The organism is Amycolatopsis benzoatilytica AK 16/65, from assembly GCF_000383915.1.
Lineage (GTDB): Bacteria > Actinomycetota > Actinomycetes > Mycobacteriales > Pseudonocardiaceae > Amycolatopsis > Amycolatopsis benzoatilytica.
This window is the reverse complement of sequence record NZ_KB912942.1, coordinates 7,056,716-7,073,838: the sequence shown is the minus strand read 5'-3', so window position 1 is coordinate 7,073,838 and position 17,123 is coordinate 7,056,716. Positions and strand designations below refer to the sequence as shown.

At 71.5% G+C, this 17,123-nt stretch carries 19 protein-coding genes and 1 pseudogene; 9 read left to right on the top strand and 11 right to left on the bottom strand.

The window, feature by feature from the left end; translation table 11 throughout:
• The first annotated feature begins 81 nt into the window (after window positions 1–81).
• From istA to AMYBE_RS0132925, 8 genes and pseudogenes are all read left to right on the top strand, one after another.
• Window positions 82–1,437 carry an IS21 family transposase gene (gene istA, locus AMYBE_RS0132960; RefSeq protein ID WP_020661065.1) on the top strand — a complete coding sequence of 452 codons (1,356 nt, stop codon included), beginning with the start codon at window positions 82–84 and terminating at the stop codon, window positions 1,435–1,437.
• A 31-nt stretch (window positions 1,438–1,468) separates the two neighbouring features.
• Window positions 1,469–2,257, top strand: coding sequence for an IS21-like element helper ATPase IstB (gene istB, locus AMYBE_RS0132955; protein WP_020661064.1), 789 nt, complete (start codon window positions 1,469–1,471; stop codon window positions 2,255–2,257).
• A complete protein-coding gene (locus AMYBE_RS0132950; protein WP_020661063.1) occupies window positions 2,247–2,624 on the top strand; it encodes a hypothetical protein in 378 nt (125 codons plus the stop codon). Before istB ends, AMYBE_RS0132950 begins: the two co-directional genes overlap by 11 nt.
• A 75-nt stretch (window positions 2,625–2,699) precedes the next feature.
• Window positions 2,700–3,878 (top strand): annotated as a pseudogene (locus tag AMYBE_RS42820) (VirB4 family type IV secretion system protein); the annotation flags it as partial.
• Between the two features lie 59 nt (window positions 3,879–3,937).
• Entirely contained in the window at window positions 3,938–6,562 is a 2,625-nt protein-coding gene (locus AMYBE_RS0132940; protein ID WP_020663657.1) for a DUF8128 domain-containing protein, read from the top strand.
• 52 nt (window positions 6,563–6,614) lie between these two features.
• Complete coding sequence (locus AMYBE_RS0132935; protein ID WP_020663656.1) at window positions 6,615–7,721, top strand: replication-relaxation family protein; 1,107 nt, start codon at window positions 6,615–6,617, stop codon at window positions 7,719–7,721.
• 7 nt (window positions 7,722–7,728) lie between these two features.
• Window positions 7,729–8,049, top strand: a complete 321-nt coding sequence (locus AMYBE_RS0132930; protein WP_020663655.1) for a hypothetical protein — start codon at window positions 7,729–7,731, stop codon at window positions 8,047–8,049.
• On the top strand, window positions 8,046–9,011 hold the full coding sequence (locus AMYBE_RS0132925; RefSeq protein ID WP_027928257.1) for a C40 family peptidase: 966 nt from the start codon (window positions 8,046–8,048) through the stop codon (window positions 9,009–9,011). The genes AMYBE_RS0132930 and AMYBE_RS0132925 overlap by 4 nt, the downstream gene beginning before the upstream one ends.
• On the opposite strand, the gene AMYBE_RS0132920 is transcribed toward AMYBE_RS0132925, so the two are convergent.
• From AMYBE_RS0132920 to AMYBE_RS43565, 3 genes are all read right to left on the bottom strand, one after another.
• The gene (locus AMYBE_RS0132920) at window positions 8,980–9,408 is read right to left on the bottom strand and encodes a hypothetical protein (protein ID WP_020663653.1); all 429 of its coding nucleotides are present in this window, start codon (window positions 9,406–9,408) and stop codon (window positions 8,980–8,982) included. The two genes, AMYBE_RS0132925 and AMYBE_RS0132920, sit on opposite strands and share 32 nt — an antisense overlap.
• A 102-nt stretch (window positions 9,409–9,510) precedes the next feature.
• Window positions 9,511–10,407, bottom strand: coding sequence for a restriction system modified-DNA reader domain-containing protein (locus tag AMYBE_RS0132915; protein ID WP_245573296.1), 897 nt, complete (start codon window positions 10,405–10,407; stop codon window positions 9,511–9,513).
• 131 nt (window positions 10,408–10,538) lie between these two features.
• Window positions 10,539–11,663 carry a hypothetical protein gene (locus AMYBE_RS43565; RefSeq protein WP_154676375.1) on the bottom strand — a complete coding sequence of 375 codons (1,125 nt, stop codon included), beginning with the start codon at window positions 11,661–11,663 and terminating at the stop codon, window positions 10,539–10,541.
• 465 nt (window positions 11,664–12,128) lie between these two features.
• On the opposite strand from AMYBE_RS43565, the gene AMYBE_RS0132905 reads away from it, so the two are divergent.
• On the top strand, window positions 12,129–12,980 hold the full coding sequence (locus AMYBE_RS0132905; protein WP_020663650.1) for a MarR family transcriptional regulator: 852 nt from the start codon (window positions 12,129–12,131) through the stop codon (window positions 12,978–12,980).
• A 175-nt stretch (window positions 12,981–13,155) separates the two neighbouring features.
• Here AMYBE_RS0132905 and AMYBE_RS0132900 read toward each other — a convergent pair whose 3' ends face one another.
• The 8 genes from AMYBE_RS0132900 to AMYBE_RS0132865 form a co-directional block, all read right to left on the bottom strand.
• Window positions 13,156–13,785 carry a hypothetical protein gene (locus AMYBE_RS0132900; protein WP_020663649.1) on the bottom strand — a complete coding sequence of 210 codons (630 nt, stop codon included), beginning with the start codon at window positions 13,783–13,785 and terminating at the stop codon, window positions 13,156–13,158.
• A 369-nt stretch (window positions 13,786–14,154) separates the two neighbouring features.
• Window positions 14,155–14,493: a hypothetical protein gene (locus AMYBE_RS0132895; protein ID WP_020663648.1), complete on the bottom strand. Its 339-nt coding sequence runs from the start codon at window positions 14,491–14,493 to the stop codon at window positions 14,155–14,157.
• Entirely contained in the window at window positions 14,490–14,801 is a 312-nt protein-coding gene (locus tag AMYBE_RS0132890; RefSeq protein ID WP_020663647.1) for a hypothetical protein, read from the bottom strand. Before AMYBE_RS0132890 ends, AMYBE_RS0132895 begins: the two co-directional genes overlap by 4 nt.
• 36 nt (window positions 14,802–14,837) lie before the next feature.
• Entirely contained in the window at window positions 14,838–15,176 is a 339-nt protein-coding gene (locus AMYBE_RS0132885) for a hypothetical protein (RefSeq protein ID WP_020663646.1), read from the bottom strand.
• Window positions 15,173–15,397, bottom strand: a complete 225-nt coding sequence (locus AMYBE_RS42810; RefSeq protein ID WP_020663645.1) for a DUF4314 domain-containing protein — start codon at window positions 15,395–15,397, stop codon at window positions 15,173–15,175. The genes AMYBE_RS0132885 and AMYBE_RS42810 overlap by 4 nt, the downstream gene beginning before the upstream one ends.
• Before the next feature lie 18 nt (window positions 15,398–15,415).
• Window positions 15,416–16,273 (bottom strand): restriction system modified-DNA reader domain-containing protein, encoded by an 858-nt coding sequence (locus tag AMYBE_RS0132875; protein WP_020663644.1) that lies wholly within the window; start codon window positions 16,271–16,273, stop codon window positions 15,416–15,418.
• A 38-nt stretch (window positions 16,274–16,311) separates the two neighbouring features.
• Window positions 16,312–16,821: a hypothetical protein gene (locus AMYBE_RS0132870; RefSeq protein ID WP_154676374.1), complete on the bottom strand. Its 510-nt coding sequence runs from the start codon at window positions 16,819–16,821 to the stop codon at window positions 16,312–16,314.
• Window positions 16,821–17,075, bottom strand: coding sequence for a hypothetical protein (locus AMYBE_RS0132865; RefSeq protein ID WP_027928255.1), 255 nt, complete (start codon window positions 17,073–17,075; stop codon window positions 16,821–16,823). The genes AMYBE_RS0132870 and AMYBE_RS0132865 overlap by 1 nt, the downstream gene beginning before the upstream one ends.
• Window positions 17,076–17,123 lie beyond the last annotated feature (48 nt).

Sequence of the window (17,123 nt, the reverse complement as noted above, 5' to 3'; positions counted from 1 at the left end):
TCGGCGCGTCGTTTGCGCTGGTCAGCGGCCTCGGGGTGACGGTTTCGGTGTTGATCACCGTGATCGTGACCGGAGGCGTGGATGCTCACTCTGGAGGAAGACGTGGAGGCGCAGGCGCTGCGTGCTCAAGGCTGGTCGGTCTCGGCGATCGCGCGACATCTCGGACGCGACCGCAAGACGATCCGCCGCTACCTGGCCGGCGAGGTGGTGCCGGGCAAGCGACGGCCAGCGGGGCCGGACCCGTTCGAGCCGTTCCTCGGCTACTGCCGCGCCCGGCTGGCCGACGACCCGCACTTGTGGGCGGCGACGCTGCTGGACGAGGTCACCGAGCTCGGCTACCAAGGCGGCTACTCGACGTTCACCCGGGCGCTGCGCCGCTATCAGCTGCGCCCGCACTGCGAGCCTTGCCAGGTGTCCCGCGGCCGGGACGTCGCGATCATCACCCACCCGCCGGGCGAGGAAACCCAGTGGGACTGGCTCGAGCTGCCGGACCCACCGGCGAGCTGGGGCGCCGGGAAGCAGGCACATCTGCTGGTCGGCGCGCTGGCGCACTCGAGCAAGTGGCGCGGCGTCCTGGCCGATGCCGAGGACTTCCCGCACCTGGTCGAGGCCCTCGACGCGGTGGTCCGGCGCCTGGGCGGGGTGACCCAGGTCTGGCGCTTCGACCGGATGGCCACGGTCTGCCACCCCGCCTCAGGCCGGATCACGCCCGCATTTTCCCAGGTCGCGAAGCATTACGGGGTCCGGTCGGTGACGTGTCCGCCGCGGCGCGGGAACCGCAAGGGTGTGGTCGAGAAGGCCAACCACTCGGCCGCGCAACGCTGGTGGCGCACCCTCGGCGATGACGTCACGATCGCCGAGGCGCAGGCCGGGCTGGATCGTCTCGCGGCCAAGCTCGATAGCCGCCGCCGGGTCCTCGACGGTGAGCGCACCACGGTCGCCGGCCTGGCCGCGGCCGAGCGGCTGCACGCCCTGCCGCTGGTCGCGTTCCCGGCCGAGTTCGACCTCGGCCGGATCGTCACGCCGCAGGCGCTGGTTTCCTTTCGCGGCAACTCCTATTCCGTCCCGCCCGGGCTGGGCGGCGCGCAGGTTCAGGTCCGTCACCGGCTCGGCGCGGACGTGCTGCGGATCGTCACCGAGGGCGGCGCGACGGTCGCGGTCCACCACCGCGCCCCGGACGGGGCCGGCCGGGTCGTCCGCGACGACGGGCACGTGATCGCGCTCGAACACGCCGCGATGGGCGCGTTCAGCACCGATCGGCCCTGCACCCACAAGACGCGCCGGCCGCCGTCGGCGGCGGCGTTGGCCGAAGCAGCACGACTGCGCGGCCTGCCCGCGACGGGGCCCGCGGCCCACGTCGTGATCGACCTGGCCACCTACGCCGCCACCGCGGCGAAGCTGGGCAGCGCACCCACCTATGAGTCCAAGGAGGACTGATCACTTGTCCGGAANCCGTTCAGGGCCACAGATGAGCGAGGCCCGCCGCTATCAGCAACTCCGCTCGCACTTCTCCTACCTCAAGCTCGACAACGCCGCCGAAGCCCTGCCCCGCATCCTCGACCAGGCCCGCGCGGAGAACCTGTCGATGACCGCGGCGCTGGAGAGGCTGCTGGAAATCGAGGTCAACGCCACCGAAGAACGCCGCCTCGCCGGCCGGTTGCGGTTCGCCTGCCTCCCGGATCCCTGGACTCTGGCGGACTTCGACTTCGCCGCCCAACCCGGCGTCGACGAGAAACTCATCCGCGACCTGGCGACGCTGCGGTTCCTCGACGACGCCTCCAACGTGTTGTTCGTCGGGCCGCCCGGAGTCGGAAAGACCATGCTCGCCACAGCACTCGCGCGCGGCACGGCCGAAGCCGGCAACCGGGTCTACTTCACCACCGCAGCCGACCTCGCCGCCCGCTGCCACAAGGCCGCGGTCGAAGGACGCTGGGCCACCTGCATGCGGTTCTTCGCCGGACCGAAACTGCTCGTGATCGACGAGCTCGGCTATCTCCCACTGCCCGGCGACGGGGCCTCAGCGTTGTTCCAGGTGATCAACCAGCGTTACCTCAAGTCGAGCACGATCCTGACGACAAACGTCGGGATCGCTGACTGGGCAACGGCTTTCGGAGACGCGACCGTCGCCGCAGCGATGCTGGACCGGCTGCTGCACCGCGCGACCGTCGTCGGTATCGACGGCCCCTCCTATCGACTCCGCTCACATCAGTCCACATCGGACAAGCTGCGCAAGGCGGTGAACGCACATGTCTCCTGACCCACACGACCCGAACTACAACGCGACCCGCAAGACCTGCCCGATCTGCTGGGAAGCGTTCGTCGCCACCGGCCGGCAAGCCAAGACCCGGCTCTACTGCTCGCGCCAGTGCAAACGCACCGCAGCCGCCCGACGGGAGGTCGAACGCACCACACCCGTCTCAGTCACCGCCAGGTCCTTCGGGACACCGCCTCCGGCGGCGCCCCCGCTGGCGCCTGCAGTGCCCCTGCCGCACATCGCGGCCCAGCGGGACTGCCCGCACTGCGGCGGCCCGGTCACCATCGTCGCGCTGCTCACCACACCCGAAGCCGCACGCCCGCAGATGCCCGTCGCGGCACCCGACGGAGTGATCCCGCTCCGCCGCTGACACCGGCTACGCTGCACTCCTCAGCTGGCCCATTTCGGAGAGCAGGACTGGCCCATCTCGGCGAGCGCCATCAGCTCCGGCGCGGGCAAGTCCTATCTGGTGAAGCTGGAACTGCTGCGGTCGCTGTATCGCGGGATCGAGATCGCGGTCGTCGACCCGGAGGACGAGTACGCCCGTCTCGCGAGCGCGGTCGGCGGCACCTACGTCCACCTCGGCGCCGCAGGCGTCCGGCTCAACCCGTTCGATCTGCCGATCCACACCCGGCCTGATGGGCGCCGCACCGCGCCGCGCGACGCCCTGATCCGGCGCAGCCTGTTCCTGCACACCGTCATCGCCGTGCTGGTCGGCGGGGAGCTGGAGGCCGCCGAGCGGGCCGCGCTGGACCGGGGCATCGCCGCCACCTACCAGCAGGTCGGGATCACCGCCGACGCCCGCACCTGGACCCGCCCCTCACCCACGCTGCGGACCTTGCGCGACCAGCTCGCCACCGCCGGCCAGACCGGCGACCGGGCCGCCGCCGAACTCGCCGCGCGGCTGCATCCCTATGTGGAGGGCGCGTTCAAGCAACTGTTCGACGGGGCGACCACCACCAATCCCGAAGGCCACTTGGTGGTGTTCAGCCTGCGGGACCTGCCCGACGAGCTGAAAGGCATCGGCACCCTGCTCACCCTGGATGCCGTGTGGCGGCGGGTGTCCAACCCCGCGATCCGCCGCCCCCGCCTGGTGGTCGTGGACGAGGCATGGCTGCTAATGAAAGAGAAATCGGGCGCGGAGTTCCTGTTCCGCATGGCCAAAGCCTCCCGCAAGCACTGGGCGGGCCTGACCGTCGCCACGCAGGACACCGCCGACGTGCTCGGCAACGACCTCGGCAAAGCCGTGGTGGCCAACGCCGCGACCCAGATCCTGCTGCGGCAGGCGTCCCAGGCCATCGACGAGATCACCCGGACCTTCGATCTGTCGGCCGGGGAACGTCAATTCCTGCTCTCGGCGGACCGGGGCCAGGGATTGCTGTCGGCGGGAACCCAGCGGGTCGCGTTCCAGAGTATTGCCTCACCGACCGAGCATTACCTCGTCACCAGCAATCCGGCCGAACTCGCCGGATACGAGGACAACGCGGACACCGGCGACACCGAACAGTCCTATGTCGATCTGGGCTGGGCTGACGACACCGCCGACCAGCAGGCGTACACGGCCGAGACCGATGAATTCGGTTCGGCCGGCCCCGACGACGACATCGAACTCGATGCCGCCTAACAGCCGCCATCCCGTTTCCGTCTGACCATTCTTCGCAGCCTTTTGGGGAAGGACCCGCAATGCGTGCCTGGATACCTGCTGCCCTCATTCACCCCGAGCTGCCCACCCCGCCGGCCACCACCGGACTCGCCCGCACCGGGCTGACCGGGGGGTGGCTCGGCGACTACCTGCGCGACCCCGGCGGCGCACTGCTCACGCTCCTGGCGCATCTGCGGGACTGGGCGATCACGTGGGGACCGATCGTCGCCCCGGTGCTCGCGGTCGGCCTCGCCGGGTTCGTGCTCGGCCGGCGCCGGTGGGTGCGCCGCTGCCACGCCAGGTTGGTCGCCGACGCCCGCCAAGTCACCGTGCTCGCCCCACCCCAGGTCGATCCCGCGGGCGGGCAGGCGTTGTGGTCCAACCTCGTCGGGCTGTTGCGCCCGGCCTGGCGGCGGGCCTTCACCGGGCAACCGCACGTGGCGTGCGAGTACGTGTTCTCCGAGACCGGGGTCGGCATCCGGCTGTGGGTGCCCGGTGTGATCCCACCCGGCCTGGTCGAACGCGCGATCGAGGCGGCCTGGCCCGGCGCGCACACCCACGTCGGCCCCGCCGACCCACCCCTACCCGCGCCCGGAGACGGGCAGCGGCGGCTGGTCATCGGCGGTGAACTCCGCCTCGCCCGCTCCGAGGCGCTGCCGATCCGCACCGACTTCGACGCCGACCCGATCCGCGCCCTCATTGGCGCCCCGGTCGGGCTGGGGCGGGACGAGTACGCCTGCGTGCAGATCCTGGCCCGCCCGGTCACCGGCCGCCGCGTCGCTCGCGCGCGCCGGTCCGCGCGGCGGGTGCACACCGGCGGCTCCACCCGGCTGGTCGGTCGCCTGCTGGATCTGGTCACCCCCGGCGTGAAGACCGGACCGGCCCGGCACACCACGAAGTCCGGTGCGTTGCACAGCGATCCGCAGACCTCGCTGGAGTACGCGGCGCAGAACCGCGCCATCGTGGGCAAGCAGCGCGGCTCCCAATACGAGACGGTCATCCGCTACGCCGTCGCCACCCTCCTCCCGGAGCGCGCGACGGAGGCCGAGGTGCGCACGGCGCGGGACGTCGCCCGCGGCCGGGCACACGCCCTCGCCGCCAGCTTCGCCTCCTACACCGAGCACAACCACTACACCCGCCGCCGCGTCCGCCACCCCGGCCCGGTGCTGGCCGACCGGCGCCTCGGCGCCGGCGACCTGCTCTCAGTGGGCGAGCTGGCGGCCCTGGCGCACCTGCCTGTCGACGAGGCGATCCCCGGTGTCCAGCGCGCCGGTGCCCGCGCGATCGCCCCGCCACCGGGCATCGCCACCCCCGGCCCGGCGGCGAAGCCGATCGGGGTCACCGACACCGGCCACGAACGCCCCGTCGCGCTGCGCGTCCCGGACGCGCGGCACCACCTGCACGTCATCGGCGCCACCGGCTCCGGCAAGTCCACGTTGCTGGGCAACATGATCCTGGCCGACGCCGAGGCCGGGCGCGGGATCGTGCTGATCGACCCCAAGGGCGACCTCGTCACCGACGTCCTGTCCCGGCTGCCGAAATCGGCCGGCGACCGCGTCGTGCTGTTCGACGCCGACTCGAAGAGTCGTCCGCCGTGCCTGAACCCCTTGGACGGCGGGGAAACCGACCTGACCGTCGACAACCTCGTCTCGGTGTTCCGGCGGGTGTACTCGGCGTTCTGGGGGCCGCGGACCGACGACGTGATGCGCGCCGCGTGCCTGACCCTGCGCACCCAGGAGGGGGTCGCGACACTGGCGGACCTGCCCAAGCTGCTGGCCGATCCCGCCTTCCGGTCGCGGGTGACGGCCGGGGTCACCGACCCGGTGCTGCGCGGGTTTTGGTCCTGGTACGAGGAACTCACCGACTCGTCCCGCAGCCAGGTCATCTCGCCGTTGATGAACAAGCTGCGCGCGTTCCTGTTGCGGCCGTTCGTGCGGGACGCCATCGCGGGCGGGCATTCCACTGTGGACATGTCCAGTGTGCTCGACGGCGGTATCTGCCTGGTGCGCATTCCCAAGGGAAGTCTGGGTGAGGAGACCACCCGCCTGGTCGGTTCGCTGGTGGTGGCGCGCACATGGCAGGCCACCACCGGCCGCGCCCGAACCCCGCAACGGCAACGCAACGACGCGTCGCTGGTGATCGATGAGTGTCACAACTTCCTCAATTTGCCCTACCCCATCGAGGACATGCTGGCCGAGGCGCGGGGGTTCCGGGTCGCGATGACCCTGGCCCACCAGCACCTGGGCCAGTTGCCGCGTGAGTTGCGGGAGGGCATGTCGACCAACGCCCGCAGCAAGATCTTCTTCAACGCCTCCCCGGAGGACTCCCGCGAGCTGTCCCGGCACACCAGCCCGCGGCTGTCCGACCACGACCTCGCGCATCTCGGCGTCTACCACGCCGCCGTGCGCCTTGTGCTGAACGGGGAGGAGGCGCAGCCGTTCACCATGCGCACCCAGCCGCTCCCGCGCGCGATCCCCGGCCGCGCCCGCGAGATCCGCGGGATCGCCCGCCGCGCCGCCCGCAGCTGCGCCACCGGCGCCACCGCGCCCGCGTCCGGGTCGCAGTTCCGGCCGCCGCAGCGGCCCGCCGCGCCCACGGGGCAGCCGCAGTCGCGGCCGTCGTCTCGTGTCCGGCAGCGCAGTGCCGACCCGCGCCGCCACGGCTGACCGACACCCAGCGGAAGTCCTTGCCACACAACATTTTCTGGAGGTTTGTGCCGTGATTACCAACCCGACCAGGCAACGCGCGCTGCGGGGCCACAAGGCCACCCGCCCGACCCCGCGCGCCGCGAACACCGCCGATCACCAGGCGGTGCTGGCGTGGCGGCTGACCCCGCGGGACCGGTGGATCATCCGGATGCTGCACGAGCACCGCGTGCTCACCGCCCACCAGATCACCGCCTTGGCCTTCCCGTCGTTTCGGTCCGGCCGGATGCGGCTGCGGGAGCTGTTCCAGTGGGGCGTGGTGGACCGGTTTCAGCCGTTCATCACCGCCGGCACCGCGCCGATGCACTATGTCCTCGCCCCCGCCGGGGCGGCGGTGCTGGCCGCCGAGGACGGCCTGGACGTCAAGGAACTCGGTTACCGGCACGACCGCGCGTTCGGGGTCGCGCACTCCCTGCGCCTGGCGCACACCGTCGGCGTGAACGAGTGGTTCGCCACCCTCGTCGCCACCGCCCGCGCCACGGCCACCAACAGCGCGCCGGGCGAGCACACGGTGCTAGGCGCGTGGTGGTCGGAAACCCGCTGCGCCCGCCACTTCGGCGACCTGATCAAACCCGACGCCTACGGCCGCTGGGCCGCCCGCGGCGCCGAGATCGAGTTCTTCCTCGAGTACGACTTCGGCACCGAGGTGCTGGCCAAGCTCGCCGGGAAGCTGGCCGGCTACGCCGCGCTCGCGGAGGCCACCGGCATCACCACCCCGGTGCTGGTGTGGCTGCCGACCTCGCGGCGGGAGGCCACCGCCCGCCGGCTGCTGCACAAGGCGTGGCGCGAGCTCGACGACCCGCGCTCGGTGCCGGTCGCCACCGCCGCGGCCGAGTTGCTCAACCCCGAGGCCGCACACCCCAGCCCGGCCGACCAGGTGTGGCTGCCCCTCGACACCACAGGCACCACCGGCGCCACGGGTGGCGGGAGCGGTGCCCGGCGGGAGCTGCACCGGCTGCCCGACGCCTGGCCCCACGTCCCGCCACCGGCCACCGACACGGGCGGCGAGCCGGGGCTCGCCCCGGACTCGCCGCTGGTGATGGCCCCGGCGCCGGCGCCCATGCCACCCACTCAGCCGCCGAGGATCTCGCGCGGGCCAGACACCGGCAGCAGGAGGTGATCCTGGGATGGATATCCACGACTTCGCGACCTTCTACCCGCGGCTGGCCGCCGAGTTGCGGCAGATCGAGGTCGAGGCGATGCCGAGCTGGGTGGCCACGCCTCGGGGCTTGCGCCCGGCGCGGGCGGTGCTGCCGGAGGCGGCGTTCGCGACCGCGGTGCTGGCGTCGGTCACGGTGTGGCTCGTCCTCGGCATCCTCCGCTGGGGCTGGGCCGGGTGGTGGTGGATTCTCGTGGCCGCCACCGGGTGGGGCGCGGTGCGCGGACTGGGCACGACCGCCCACTGCGTCCGGAAACTGGCCCGGTACCGCCGGGGGCACCGGCGATGATGACCAAAGTCGGTGTCGCCGTGATCGGCGCGATCCTGCTCATCCCGCTGCTGATCGCCTCCGGCGTGTCCGGCGCGATCTCGGCCATCTTCGGCAGCGGCAGCAGCCAGCCCTCAGCGACCGCGCTGGCCGACATTCCCGCCGACTACCTCGCCCTCTACCGCGCGGCGGCTGGGGTGTGCCCAGGGCTGGACTGGACGATCCTGGCCGCTATCGGCAAGATCGAGAGCAACCACGGTCGGCTGCAGGCCCCCGGTGTGACGAGCGGGGAGAACTACGCCGGGGCCGGTGGGCCGATGCAGTTCGAGCAGCCCAGTTTCGAGGGAGTACTTGCCCGCCACCAACTTCCGCCCGGCGGCGCCAGCCCGCCCTCACGATATGACCCGCATGACGCCATCTACGCCGCGAGTTTCTACTTGTGCGACAACGGGGTCAGCCGCGGCGACCTGCACGCGGCGATCTTCGCCTACAACCACGCCGACTGGTACGTGCAGCAGGTGCTCGACCAGGCCAAAAAGTACGCCGACGCCGCCGCCTCGGTCGGCACCAGCGACTGCAACGCCATCCAGGCTACCAACGCCCTCGCCGTAGCCGCGATAAATTATGCTTGTGGGCAAAGGGGATTGCCGTACCTGTGGGGTGGCAATGGCCCGGCCGATGGCGGGTTCGACTGTTCCGGGCTGACCGTGGCCGCCTACGGCGCGGCCGGAGTCACCTTACCCCGCACCGCCGACGCCCAGTTCCGGGCGGGGCCGCGTGTCCCGGACGGGCAGCCGCTGCTGCCCGGTGATCTCGTGTTCTACGGCACCGCCGCGCACATCCACCACGTAGGTCTCTACATTGGTGGAGGTTCGATGGTGGACGCGCCGGACGTGGGACAGACCGTGAAGGTCGAGCCCTACAGATATAAGGGGGACGATTATGCGGGCGCTACCCGTCCGTCCGGTTCTGTTGCGGCGTAACGGGTTCCACGTCGCCGACGCCCGCGCCGATCATGGCGGAGAACACTCGGCCGCCGTCGTCCACGAGCAGGATGCGTTGGGTGAACAGGGGCGGGGTGGTGGCGTCGAGCGCGACAATGTTGTGGTAGCTGGCGAGTTCGAAGAGCGCCTGGGTTACCTCCCGGATGGCGGTCCGGTCCGGGTCGGCCTCGACCGACAACCCCTCGACCCGGATCTCCAGCACCCGCTGCTGCGGCAGCACGGTGCACACGTGGGCGGGGATGCCGCCGTTGTCGCGCAACTCGGCGATGTCGGCGGCCAGCCGCACGGCGACCGCCTCAAGGGTGAATCCCGGACCGATCCCGGCGCACGCGCCCCACAGGATAAGACAATCCACTGTGGACTCGAAACGGGTCATGATCAAGCCTCTTCCGTGGCGGCGGCCGGACCCCGCCGCGCGGCGAGATCGTCGTGAGCGCGGCAGGGTCCGGCGCGAACAAGGTGCGTTGGGGTGTGCGGCTTACCGTCCGTGCCGTGCCCGTAGCTCGGTCCGCAGGTCGCCCAGGGTGCGCCCGTCGGAGGTCCGTTGAAACGCGCTCCAGCCGTTCTGGTGGTTGCCGCCCAAGGCGGTGGTGGCACCGGAGGGGTTGGCGTACACCCGGCCATCGGCGAGGACGAGCGTGCCATCAGCCCGGACGCGGGCGGTGTGCCGGACACCGAGGTTGCGGCGGTTCCAGACCAGCTCGTCGCCCGCCGTGACCAACCCGGCGTCGAGCAGTTCGCCGATCCCGCCGCGAGCCCACCGCAACATCGGTTTCATCGGCGGCGGCGTGGCGTCGCGGCGAGCCAGCGCCTCGGTGGCATCGCTGTGCAGACCCATGACCGCAGCGGCCGTCGCTGCGACGACCCGAGGCCACTGGTCATCGACCCCGCGCCACTGGCCGACTCGCTGCCACCGGCCCTGGTAGGCCAGCAGCATCTCGACATCGGCGGCGTCCTCGCGCGGGAGCGCAGACGCCGGGTCGGCCGGGTGGGTCAGGCGCACGACCAGGTCGCCGTCGTAGAGGCCATCCGCCGGGGGCTGCTCGGGCACCCAACTCCCGGCGAACAGTTCGACCTCACCCGCGTGGTCTGGGTCGGTGTCGCCGACAATGTCCACGGCCAGCACGAGCATCGCCCACGCCCGCTCCGGCAGTCGCATCGGCGTGGCGAAGGCCGGGACGAGGATCCTCGCCTCCGGCGGCAACCCTTCCCAGTCGCGCAGCACCCCCTCGCCGTCGACGTGTGCCGCCGCCGTGGCCGGGTCGGTGTCGTTCGTCGGGTGCCCGGATTCCCGCGCGGCTACGGCCGTATCGGGGACGGCGTCGGGGGTTGCGGGGGTGTCGTGTTCGGGTGGCATGTCGATACGTCCCTTCATTTTTCGAGGGTTGATGACTGGGTGGGCGAGGTGTACGGACGCGTCGTCACACGGGAGTCCGCCACGCGCATGCGCGTGGCGGGTCACCAGGACCCGAGGTGGCGCGCAGGAAGGAAAATCGGATCGGCTGTTCAACGGCGCAGCACGTTCACCCGCTCACCGCCCAGCAACGGTTTGTCCTCCGGGCCTGCCAGATGCGGATCAATCCAAATAGGACGGTGATCGTTTCGCGAGGGATACCATTGATTGCGCCAGTGCCCGCGAACTATCCAGCGATGACGGTATTCCCGTGTGCTCGCACGGTCGTCGTCGGTGGCGTGGTCGGAGGGTTCGGTGCGGGCGCGCCGCAGGTCGATGTAGCGGACGCTTGCGTCCAGGTGCGGGTCCTCGCGCGCGATGCGGCGGCGCGCCGCGCGGGGCGCGGACAGCTGCTCGGAATGGACCAGCGTCTGGCCCATCAGCAGCCATGTGGCGAGGATGGTGCGCTCCAGCGCGATCTTCGCGTCGGCGTCCATGCCCTCGCCGTTGCTGGGCACGTAGCCGGGCCAGCCCTGCATGTCGGTGAACTCCATCGGCGTCAAGCCGCGCCAGTTGTAGCCGTGCGCCGGGAGAAAGGAGGGTGGGATGGGCGCGCGCCGCAGGTTCGGCAGCAGCCCGGCGGCGAAGGAGTCGGCGGCTTGGTCGGTCGTCGGCGGGTCGGATTCGGGGTCCAGCGGAGGTTGCTGGGAGCCTCGGATCGCGCGGGCGAGGACCTGGTCGTGGGGCAGGGACGCCAGCACCCGGCCGATCCGGGCCGCCCCGTCTGTCCACGCCGGGGTTGTGGTTGCCCAGGTGTGCACCCACAGCCCGCCTCGGCCCGGTCCCCACGACACGGCCGTTATCCCGTTGTGGTCGTCGGTGGCGGTCCCGGCCACGGGTGGGTGCGCGTAGAACATGACCCCGACCTGCGCGGGCAAGTCCTCGGGGTGCAGGCGGTAGTCGGTCAACGTGGTCGCGGCGTGTCCGGCCAGCTCGGTCATGTCATCGGACACGTAGAACAACTCGGCGGCCGGAAGCTGCGCGGCCAGCGTGCCGCTGATGATCGCGGACACGTCGTCGGCGAGGTCGAACACCCGCGACTCGGTGGCCTGTTCGGGGTGCGGGCCGAGCCAGAACGTGAACCAGTTCGCCGCGCCGTCGGTACCCGGATCGCGTGCCCACGACGCCATGCGCGCCCTGACTTCAGGGACATCGCGCGCGGTTACCACAATGGACATGGCTTGTGTTTCCTTTGCGGTCAATGACGAAGCTCTCCGATGGGACGTGACACGGGCTGCGCGCCGAGCCGGGTATTCCGGTCACGTCGTTGCCGTGCGGTCGCCTACGGCGCGGACAGCGGTCACAAACGCCCGGCCCAGCCGACACCGCCCGGTGTCACATCGGTTACGCCCCTTCAGGTTTTCGGGTTGGTCGACGTGTATGGACGCTTCGTGGCGGCGGAGTTGTCAACGCCCCCGTACGCGACGGGCGTGAAGTGGACCCGTGTGGCGCAACGATTCCCAGAACCACGGCACTGTCTACACGAGACAAGCGTCTTGTTTGCCGAACCTGCTTGCTTTTCACGCCGAAGGAAGCGTCCATATGTGTGTGACCCGAAAACACCGGCAGCGCACCGGGGGCCACACCCGCTCCGGCCGGGGCATGACCACCACCGATCACGAACCAATGAATCGAGGGACGTCATGTCCAGCAAGACCCGCACCCGCAAAACCCGCACCACCACGGCCACCACGACCGGTTCCGCCCGGACCCTGCGGTCGGTGCCCGACCCGACCACCGCGAAGGCCCGCACCGACACCGAAGACAAGCTGTGGGCGGCGTTGCACGCCAACCCGAACAGCACCGCCGCCGACCTGTCCGCCGCCGCGAAGATCGGGAAATCGACCGCCCAGAAGATCCTCGTCAAGTGGGCGGGCGACGGCAGCGTCACCCGCACCGCCGGGATCGCCGACGGCGGGAGGCGCGCCGCCGACCTGTGGGCGATCACCAACCTTGACGACACCCCGGTCGCCGACCGGGGTGACGCCGACTCGGCGGATACCGCGCAGGCAGCCCCGGACAGCCCGGCCGCCCCGGACGACACCGACACGGCCCCGGCCGCCGACGGTGCACCGACCGAACCAGCGAGCCCCGAGCCGACGGACGCCGCTGCCGATGACGCCCAGGACACCGCCGACACCGAGGCGAGCGACCCGGCGCAGGCCGAACCCGTCGCTGAGGCGACCACGCCCCCCGACGGCGGCGCGGCGACCACCGCCGACCCGGCGACGGAAGGCGGCGGGGACGACAAGGCCGCGCGGCTGGCACCCGGCGCGTTGCGCGGGATGGTCGAGGACTACCTGCGCGACCACCCCGGCGATCAGTGCGGTCCCACCGCGATCGCCAACGCCCTGGGCGGGAAATCGTCGGGCGCGGTCAGCAACGCGCTGGACAAGCTGGTCGCCGACGGCACCGCCGTGAAGACCCAGGACAAGCCGAGGCGTTTCGCGCTCGCCCCGGCGGAAGCGGCCACTGCCCCCGCACCGACGAACTAACCGGGCACCCGTCACGAATGTGGTTGTGTCCCAACGGTGAACCCGTTGGGACACAACCACATTCGCCTTCGCTCGATCCCCATCCCGCCGTGTGTGTCATGGCCGGAACAGGCTCGTGACGGGACGGCACAGGCGATCACGGTGCCACAGGCGGGGCGTGGATCGTGAGCGGGGGCTATGGGGAATGCGTCTCCACCTGACTGGCCAGGTGCGCCCACCAGGAGCCCGCCTCCGCAGCGGGCAGGGCCAGCCCGAGCACGGCCAGCACCCGCAGGACGTAGACCTCGATGAAGGAGATCTGATTGCGGATGACCTCGTCGGTCGCCGCGAAATCGCGTGCGTCGAGTGCGTGGCTGAACGCTTTGTCGGCGGCGCGGTTGTCGCGGTCGGCCGCGCACAACGCCTCCAGCACGGGCTCGGTGGCGACGGTCTGTCCGGCCTCGGCGGCCCATGCGACGGCCGTCTCGGCGATCGCGGTCATCGCCCTGGAGTCGGCGACCGCTGCCCGGCCCGCACTGTCGGCCGGGGCGTTGAGCACGGTGATCCACCGGTGACCGCTGGGGCTGTCGGCCAGCAGCAGCGCTGTGTCGCTGTCCTCCACGACGGCGATCAGCACGGGGGCGGTGGTGGCGTCCACCAGCGCGGCGGCCCACGCCGGTGTGTCCTGGGCGTGTCCGGCGACCGCCGCGAGCTGCCAGTGGTCATCGCGGCGGCCGGCGAGTTCGGCGTCGAGTCCGGCCAGCGGGTCCAGGCCGGTCAGCGGCGCCTCGGCGCGGGCGAGGATGAGAAGTCCGGTGAAACCCATGATCAAGCCTTTCGTTCTGGTGGCCAGCGCGGCGGCCACGGACGCGGCGGGTGAGTGCGGTGCGCTTGTGATGGGCCTCCGGCGGGCCGCAGCAGCGCCGAGCATCGCGCCTCGCGGTGGCGGCGAAGGTCGGGCCAGCGGGCCGAGGACGGGGTCGGCTTCCGCGGGGCGCTGGCCCCACGGGCAGGGCGATCTCGGGTGGCGGAACTCGGCCCATGAGCCCAAGCCAAGCGGGCGTTCCGTTCCGGTGCCGACGTGGAAGTCGGCGTGGTCACCGCTCATGCTCGATACCTCCAGCGGTTGCGCGAGGTGGCGGGTCAACTCGACAGGTCGGCCACTGGTAGGCGCGCTGGCCTTGTGCGGCGCGTGTCAGGTGGTTGTCACCCAGGCGCATCGTTGGGCGTCCCAGGTCGCCTCGGTGTAGAGGCGGTTGAGGTCGGGAAGGCCGGGGCCGAGCATCCATCCGAGCCGCTCGCAATCCACCTGGCCCGGCCACCACCCCGTCCACACGTCCCGGCCGCAGTCGTGGTCGGCCTCGCAGCCCAGCCGCTGCAACCCGGTCACCAGGCACCGCGCGACGTCGCACCCGTCGTCGTACTCGTCGAAGACGTGGGCCTCGCCGACCGCGACATCGCAGTCCGGGCACCTGTCCTGGAAGTCCAGGAGACGGACCTCGTCGCGCTGCGCGTTGTTCTCGCCTTCGGTCATCGGGCACCGCCGCGCGTGCCGATGAACTCGTTCCACGCCTTGGCTTCACTTCCCGCGAACATCCGCAGCGACTTCCAGGCCGGGTTGATCTCGGCGAGCGCGTACTCGGTGACCAGTGCGCTTGCTTGGGTGATGACCTCGGCGAACCGGAGATGCATCGAGGCCCACTCCATGCGCCGCCGATACTCGTCCGGCTCGCTCTGGTAGAGCTGTCGCGCGCGGGCGAACTCTTCCTGGGCGGTGGCGCAGTGCGCGGCGGCCGAGGCGGGCCTTTCGGTACCCGGTGTCGCGGAAACGGTGTCTGACATGCGTGAACTCCTTGCGGTGCGCGGTTGGTCGTCGTCTTACAGGGCGAGGTGGCGTGGGTCGGTCAGCCACGCGCGGCCGGTCGTGATCTGCACTCGACCGTGCGCGAACGTGAACACCCAGTCCGTTGTGCGGCTGTCGGGCCACAACCATGGCCAGCCGCCGCGCGGGTGGTAGCCGTGCCCGTGGCCTTCCTCGGCCCACACGTCGAGCAGGTCGGTGACGGCGTCGGCGTAGGTGAGCGGGTCGGTGGCGTCCAGCAGCAACCGTCCACACGCGACGGTGCGCACGGTGTCGGGGTCGGCGTCGCCCTGAAGTGAGCCGAGCCAAACGGCGTGGTGTGCGTGCCCGTCGTAGAAGTCGGCCGTGGTGGTCACTGTCCCGGCCGCCGTTCGGTTGGGTCAGGCTCCTCGACGCGGGTGACGATGTCGCCTTCGGTGAGCAGCATCGCGAGGGTGGAGCCGTCGTCCCACGCGACGTGCAGCGTCGGGGTCGGGCGGTCGCTGTAGCCGCGCACGGTGCCTCGGATGCCGGGGGTGAGGCGGGTGTGCGGGTCGGTGGTCTGGATGAGTTCGACGCGCTCGTCGCGGTCATACATGGGGTGCTTCCTTCCGTTTTACTGGGGTGTGCCGAGTTCGGTGCGCAGCGCGGACAGCGGGCGGTGGTCGCGGGCGCGGTGCCACAGGTGCCAGCCGTTGGCGGTGTAGCCCGCGAGGTGCGTGGCCAGTGAGGTGACCGTGGCGACGGCGAATTCGTGGCCTCCGCCGTCGTGCAGGACGCCTCCGGCGCGGACGGTGGCGGTGTGCCCGCCCCACACCAGCTGCTCGCCCACCTCGATGAGCCCGGCCTCGATCAGCGCGGCGAGGGCATCGGGCGCGCGGCGAGGCGCCGAGCCCGCGGACTCGCCGGCGAGTCCGAGTTCGCGTGAGAACCAGGCGGGCATGGCGGCGGCGATCGGCCCGGTCAGCGTCGCCCAGTGCGCGTCGTTGAGGGCGGCGTCGGCGAGGAAGCGCATGTGCACCAGCACCGACATAGCGACCTGATGCGGCCACCGCGCGCCCACCGACCGCCACCTGCGGACCGTGGTCCACTCGCCGTGGGTGGCGGCGAGGATCTCGACGTCGGCCACGGCAGGGTCGCCGTCGGGGTCACCGTTGCCGGGTGGGTGCAGGCGCACCACGACGTCCCCGTCGTGCAGGTCGGCGGGCGGCGGCGCGGGTAGCCACACGCCCGCCAGCAGGGCTGCGGTGTCGGTGTGGGCGGGGTCGGGGGCGGGTGGGTCGCCGACGAACCGCACCGGGGCTCCGGCGGCGGGCGTCGTCCGTACCGCCACCACGACCAGCCCCCACACCCCGGCGGGCGGGCGTATCGGCACGGCCTGCGGCGGTGCCGGGGCGAGCAGCACCGCCTCCGGCGGCAGAGCGCGGCCGAGGTCGTCGCTCGGTCGAGTACGGGTGACGAGGTCGCGGTTCACGGTGTCCTCCTTCGGGCGTGGCGGGTGATCGGCTCGGTTTAGTTGACCGTGGGTAAGGCGAAGGCGCAGCCCGGCTGGTGCAGCGCCTCATCGCGGGCCTCGTCGGCGACCGTGATGTCGCCGTCGGGGTCGAGGTGCTCGCCGAGGTCGGCCAGGGTGGCGATGCGGGTGACAGGGACCTCGGCCTCGCAGTCGGGGCAGCGGTCGAGCAGGAGCCACCCGTCGCCGGGGGTGGTGAAGTCGGGAATGAACCGCCACGCGCGCCCGGTCGGCGGGTCGGTGACGGTGATCAGGTCACCGGGAACCGGTCCGCTGCGGGTGCGGTAGGTGCGGTGCGGGTCGTCGGTGACGAGCACCTGCTCGACGGGGACCTGCAGGGCGGCGGCGATCGTGCGGGCGACACGGGCGCGGCGCACCCACCGGTTCCACTCGTCGGGGGTGTCGTGGCGGCGGCCGAACCCGTGCGGGTCGGCGGCGCGATGGACCCGTGCGGCGTGCACGGCACGCTCGGCCAGTCCGGCGGCGAGTTCCGGCGCGGTGGTGGTCATCACGACCACCCGAGGGCGTCGGCGGCACGGTCGGGAAGGCAGCAGTACGAGCTGCCCGTGCCGATGCGGACCACGGGCGCGTCGTTGGGCAGGACGCAGTCGCTGTCCGGGTCGCCGGGGGTGCGCACGACGTGCCCGATGGTGTGGTCCATGTACTCGGCGGATTCGGTGGCGATCCGGACGGGCGTGGCGGGGTCGTAGTCGGACAGGGCGGCGATCAGCTCGCCCACGGTCGCGATGTGGTTGTCGTTCATGGTGATCACCTCGTGGTTGTGTGGTTGGCGGGTCGGTCGGGTCGGGGC

Coding starts and splice junctions, on each gene's coding strand:
- AMYBE_RS0132865 (WP_027928255.1), bottom strand. CDS start 17,075: ATGAACGACAACCACATCGCGACCGTGGGCGAGCTGATCGCCGCCCTG.
- AMYBE_RS0132950 (WP_020661063.1), top strand. CDS start 2,247: ATGTCTCCTGACCCACACGACCCGAACTACAACGCGACCCGCAAGACC.
- istA (WP_020661065.1), top strand. CDS start 82: ATGCTCACTCTGGAGGAAGACGTGGAGGCGCAGGCGCTGCGTGCTCAA.
- AMYBE_RS0132890 (WP_020663647.1), bottom strand. CDS start 14,801: ATGTCAGACACCGTTTCCGCGACACCGGGTACCGAAAGGCCCGCCTCG.
- AMYBE_RS0132895 (WP_020663648.1), bottom strand. CDS start 14,493: ATGACCGAAGGCGAGAACAACGCGCAGCGCGACGAGGTCCGTCTCCTG.
- AMYBE_RS0132900 (WP_020663649.1), bottom strand. CDS start 13,785: ATGGGTTTCACCGGACTTCTCATCCTCGCCCGCGCCGAGGCGCCGCTG.
- istB (WP_020661064.1), top strand. CDS start 1,469: ATGAGCGAGGCCCGCCGCTATCAGCAACTCCGCTCGCACTTCTCCTAC.
- AMYBE_RS43565 (WP_154676375.1), bottom strand. CDS start 11,663: ATGTCCATTGTGGTAACCGCGCGCGATGTCCCTGAAGTCAGGGCGCGC.
- AMYBE_RS0132930 (WP_020663655.1), top strand. CDS start 7,729: ATGGATATCCACGACTTCGCGACCTTCTACCCGCGGCTGGCCGCCGAG.
- AMYBE_RS0132920 (WP_020663653.1), bottom strand. CDS start 9,408: ATGACCCGTTTCGAGTCCACAGTGGATTGTCTTATCCTGTGGGGCGCG.
- AMYBE_RS42810 (WP_020663645.1), bottom strand. CDS start 15,397: ATGTATGACCGCGACGAGCGCGTCGAACTCATCCAGACCACCGACCCG.
- AMYBE_RS0132940 (WP_020663657.1), top strand. CDS start 3,938: ATGCGTGCCTGGATACCTGCTGCCCTCATTCACCCCGAGCTGCCCACC.
- AMYBE_RS0132925 (WP_027928257.1), top strand. CDS start 8,046: ATGATGACCAAAGTCGGTGTCGCCGTGATCGGCGCGATCCTGCTCATC.
- AMYBE_RS0132870 (WP_154676374.1), bottom strand. CDS start 16,821: ATGACCACCACCGCGCCGGAACTCGCCGCCGGACTGGCCGAGCGTGCC.
- AMYBE_RS0132915 (WP_245573296.1), bottom strand. CDS start 10,407: ATGAAGGGACGTATCGACATGCCACCCGAACACGACACCCCCGCAACC.
- AMYBE_RS0132905 (WP_020663650.1), top strand. CDS start 12,129: ATGTCCAGCAAGACCCGCACCCGCAAAACCCGCACCACCACGGCCACC.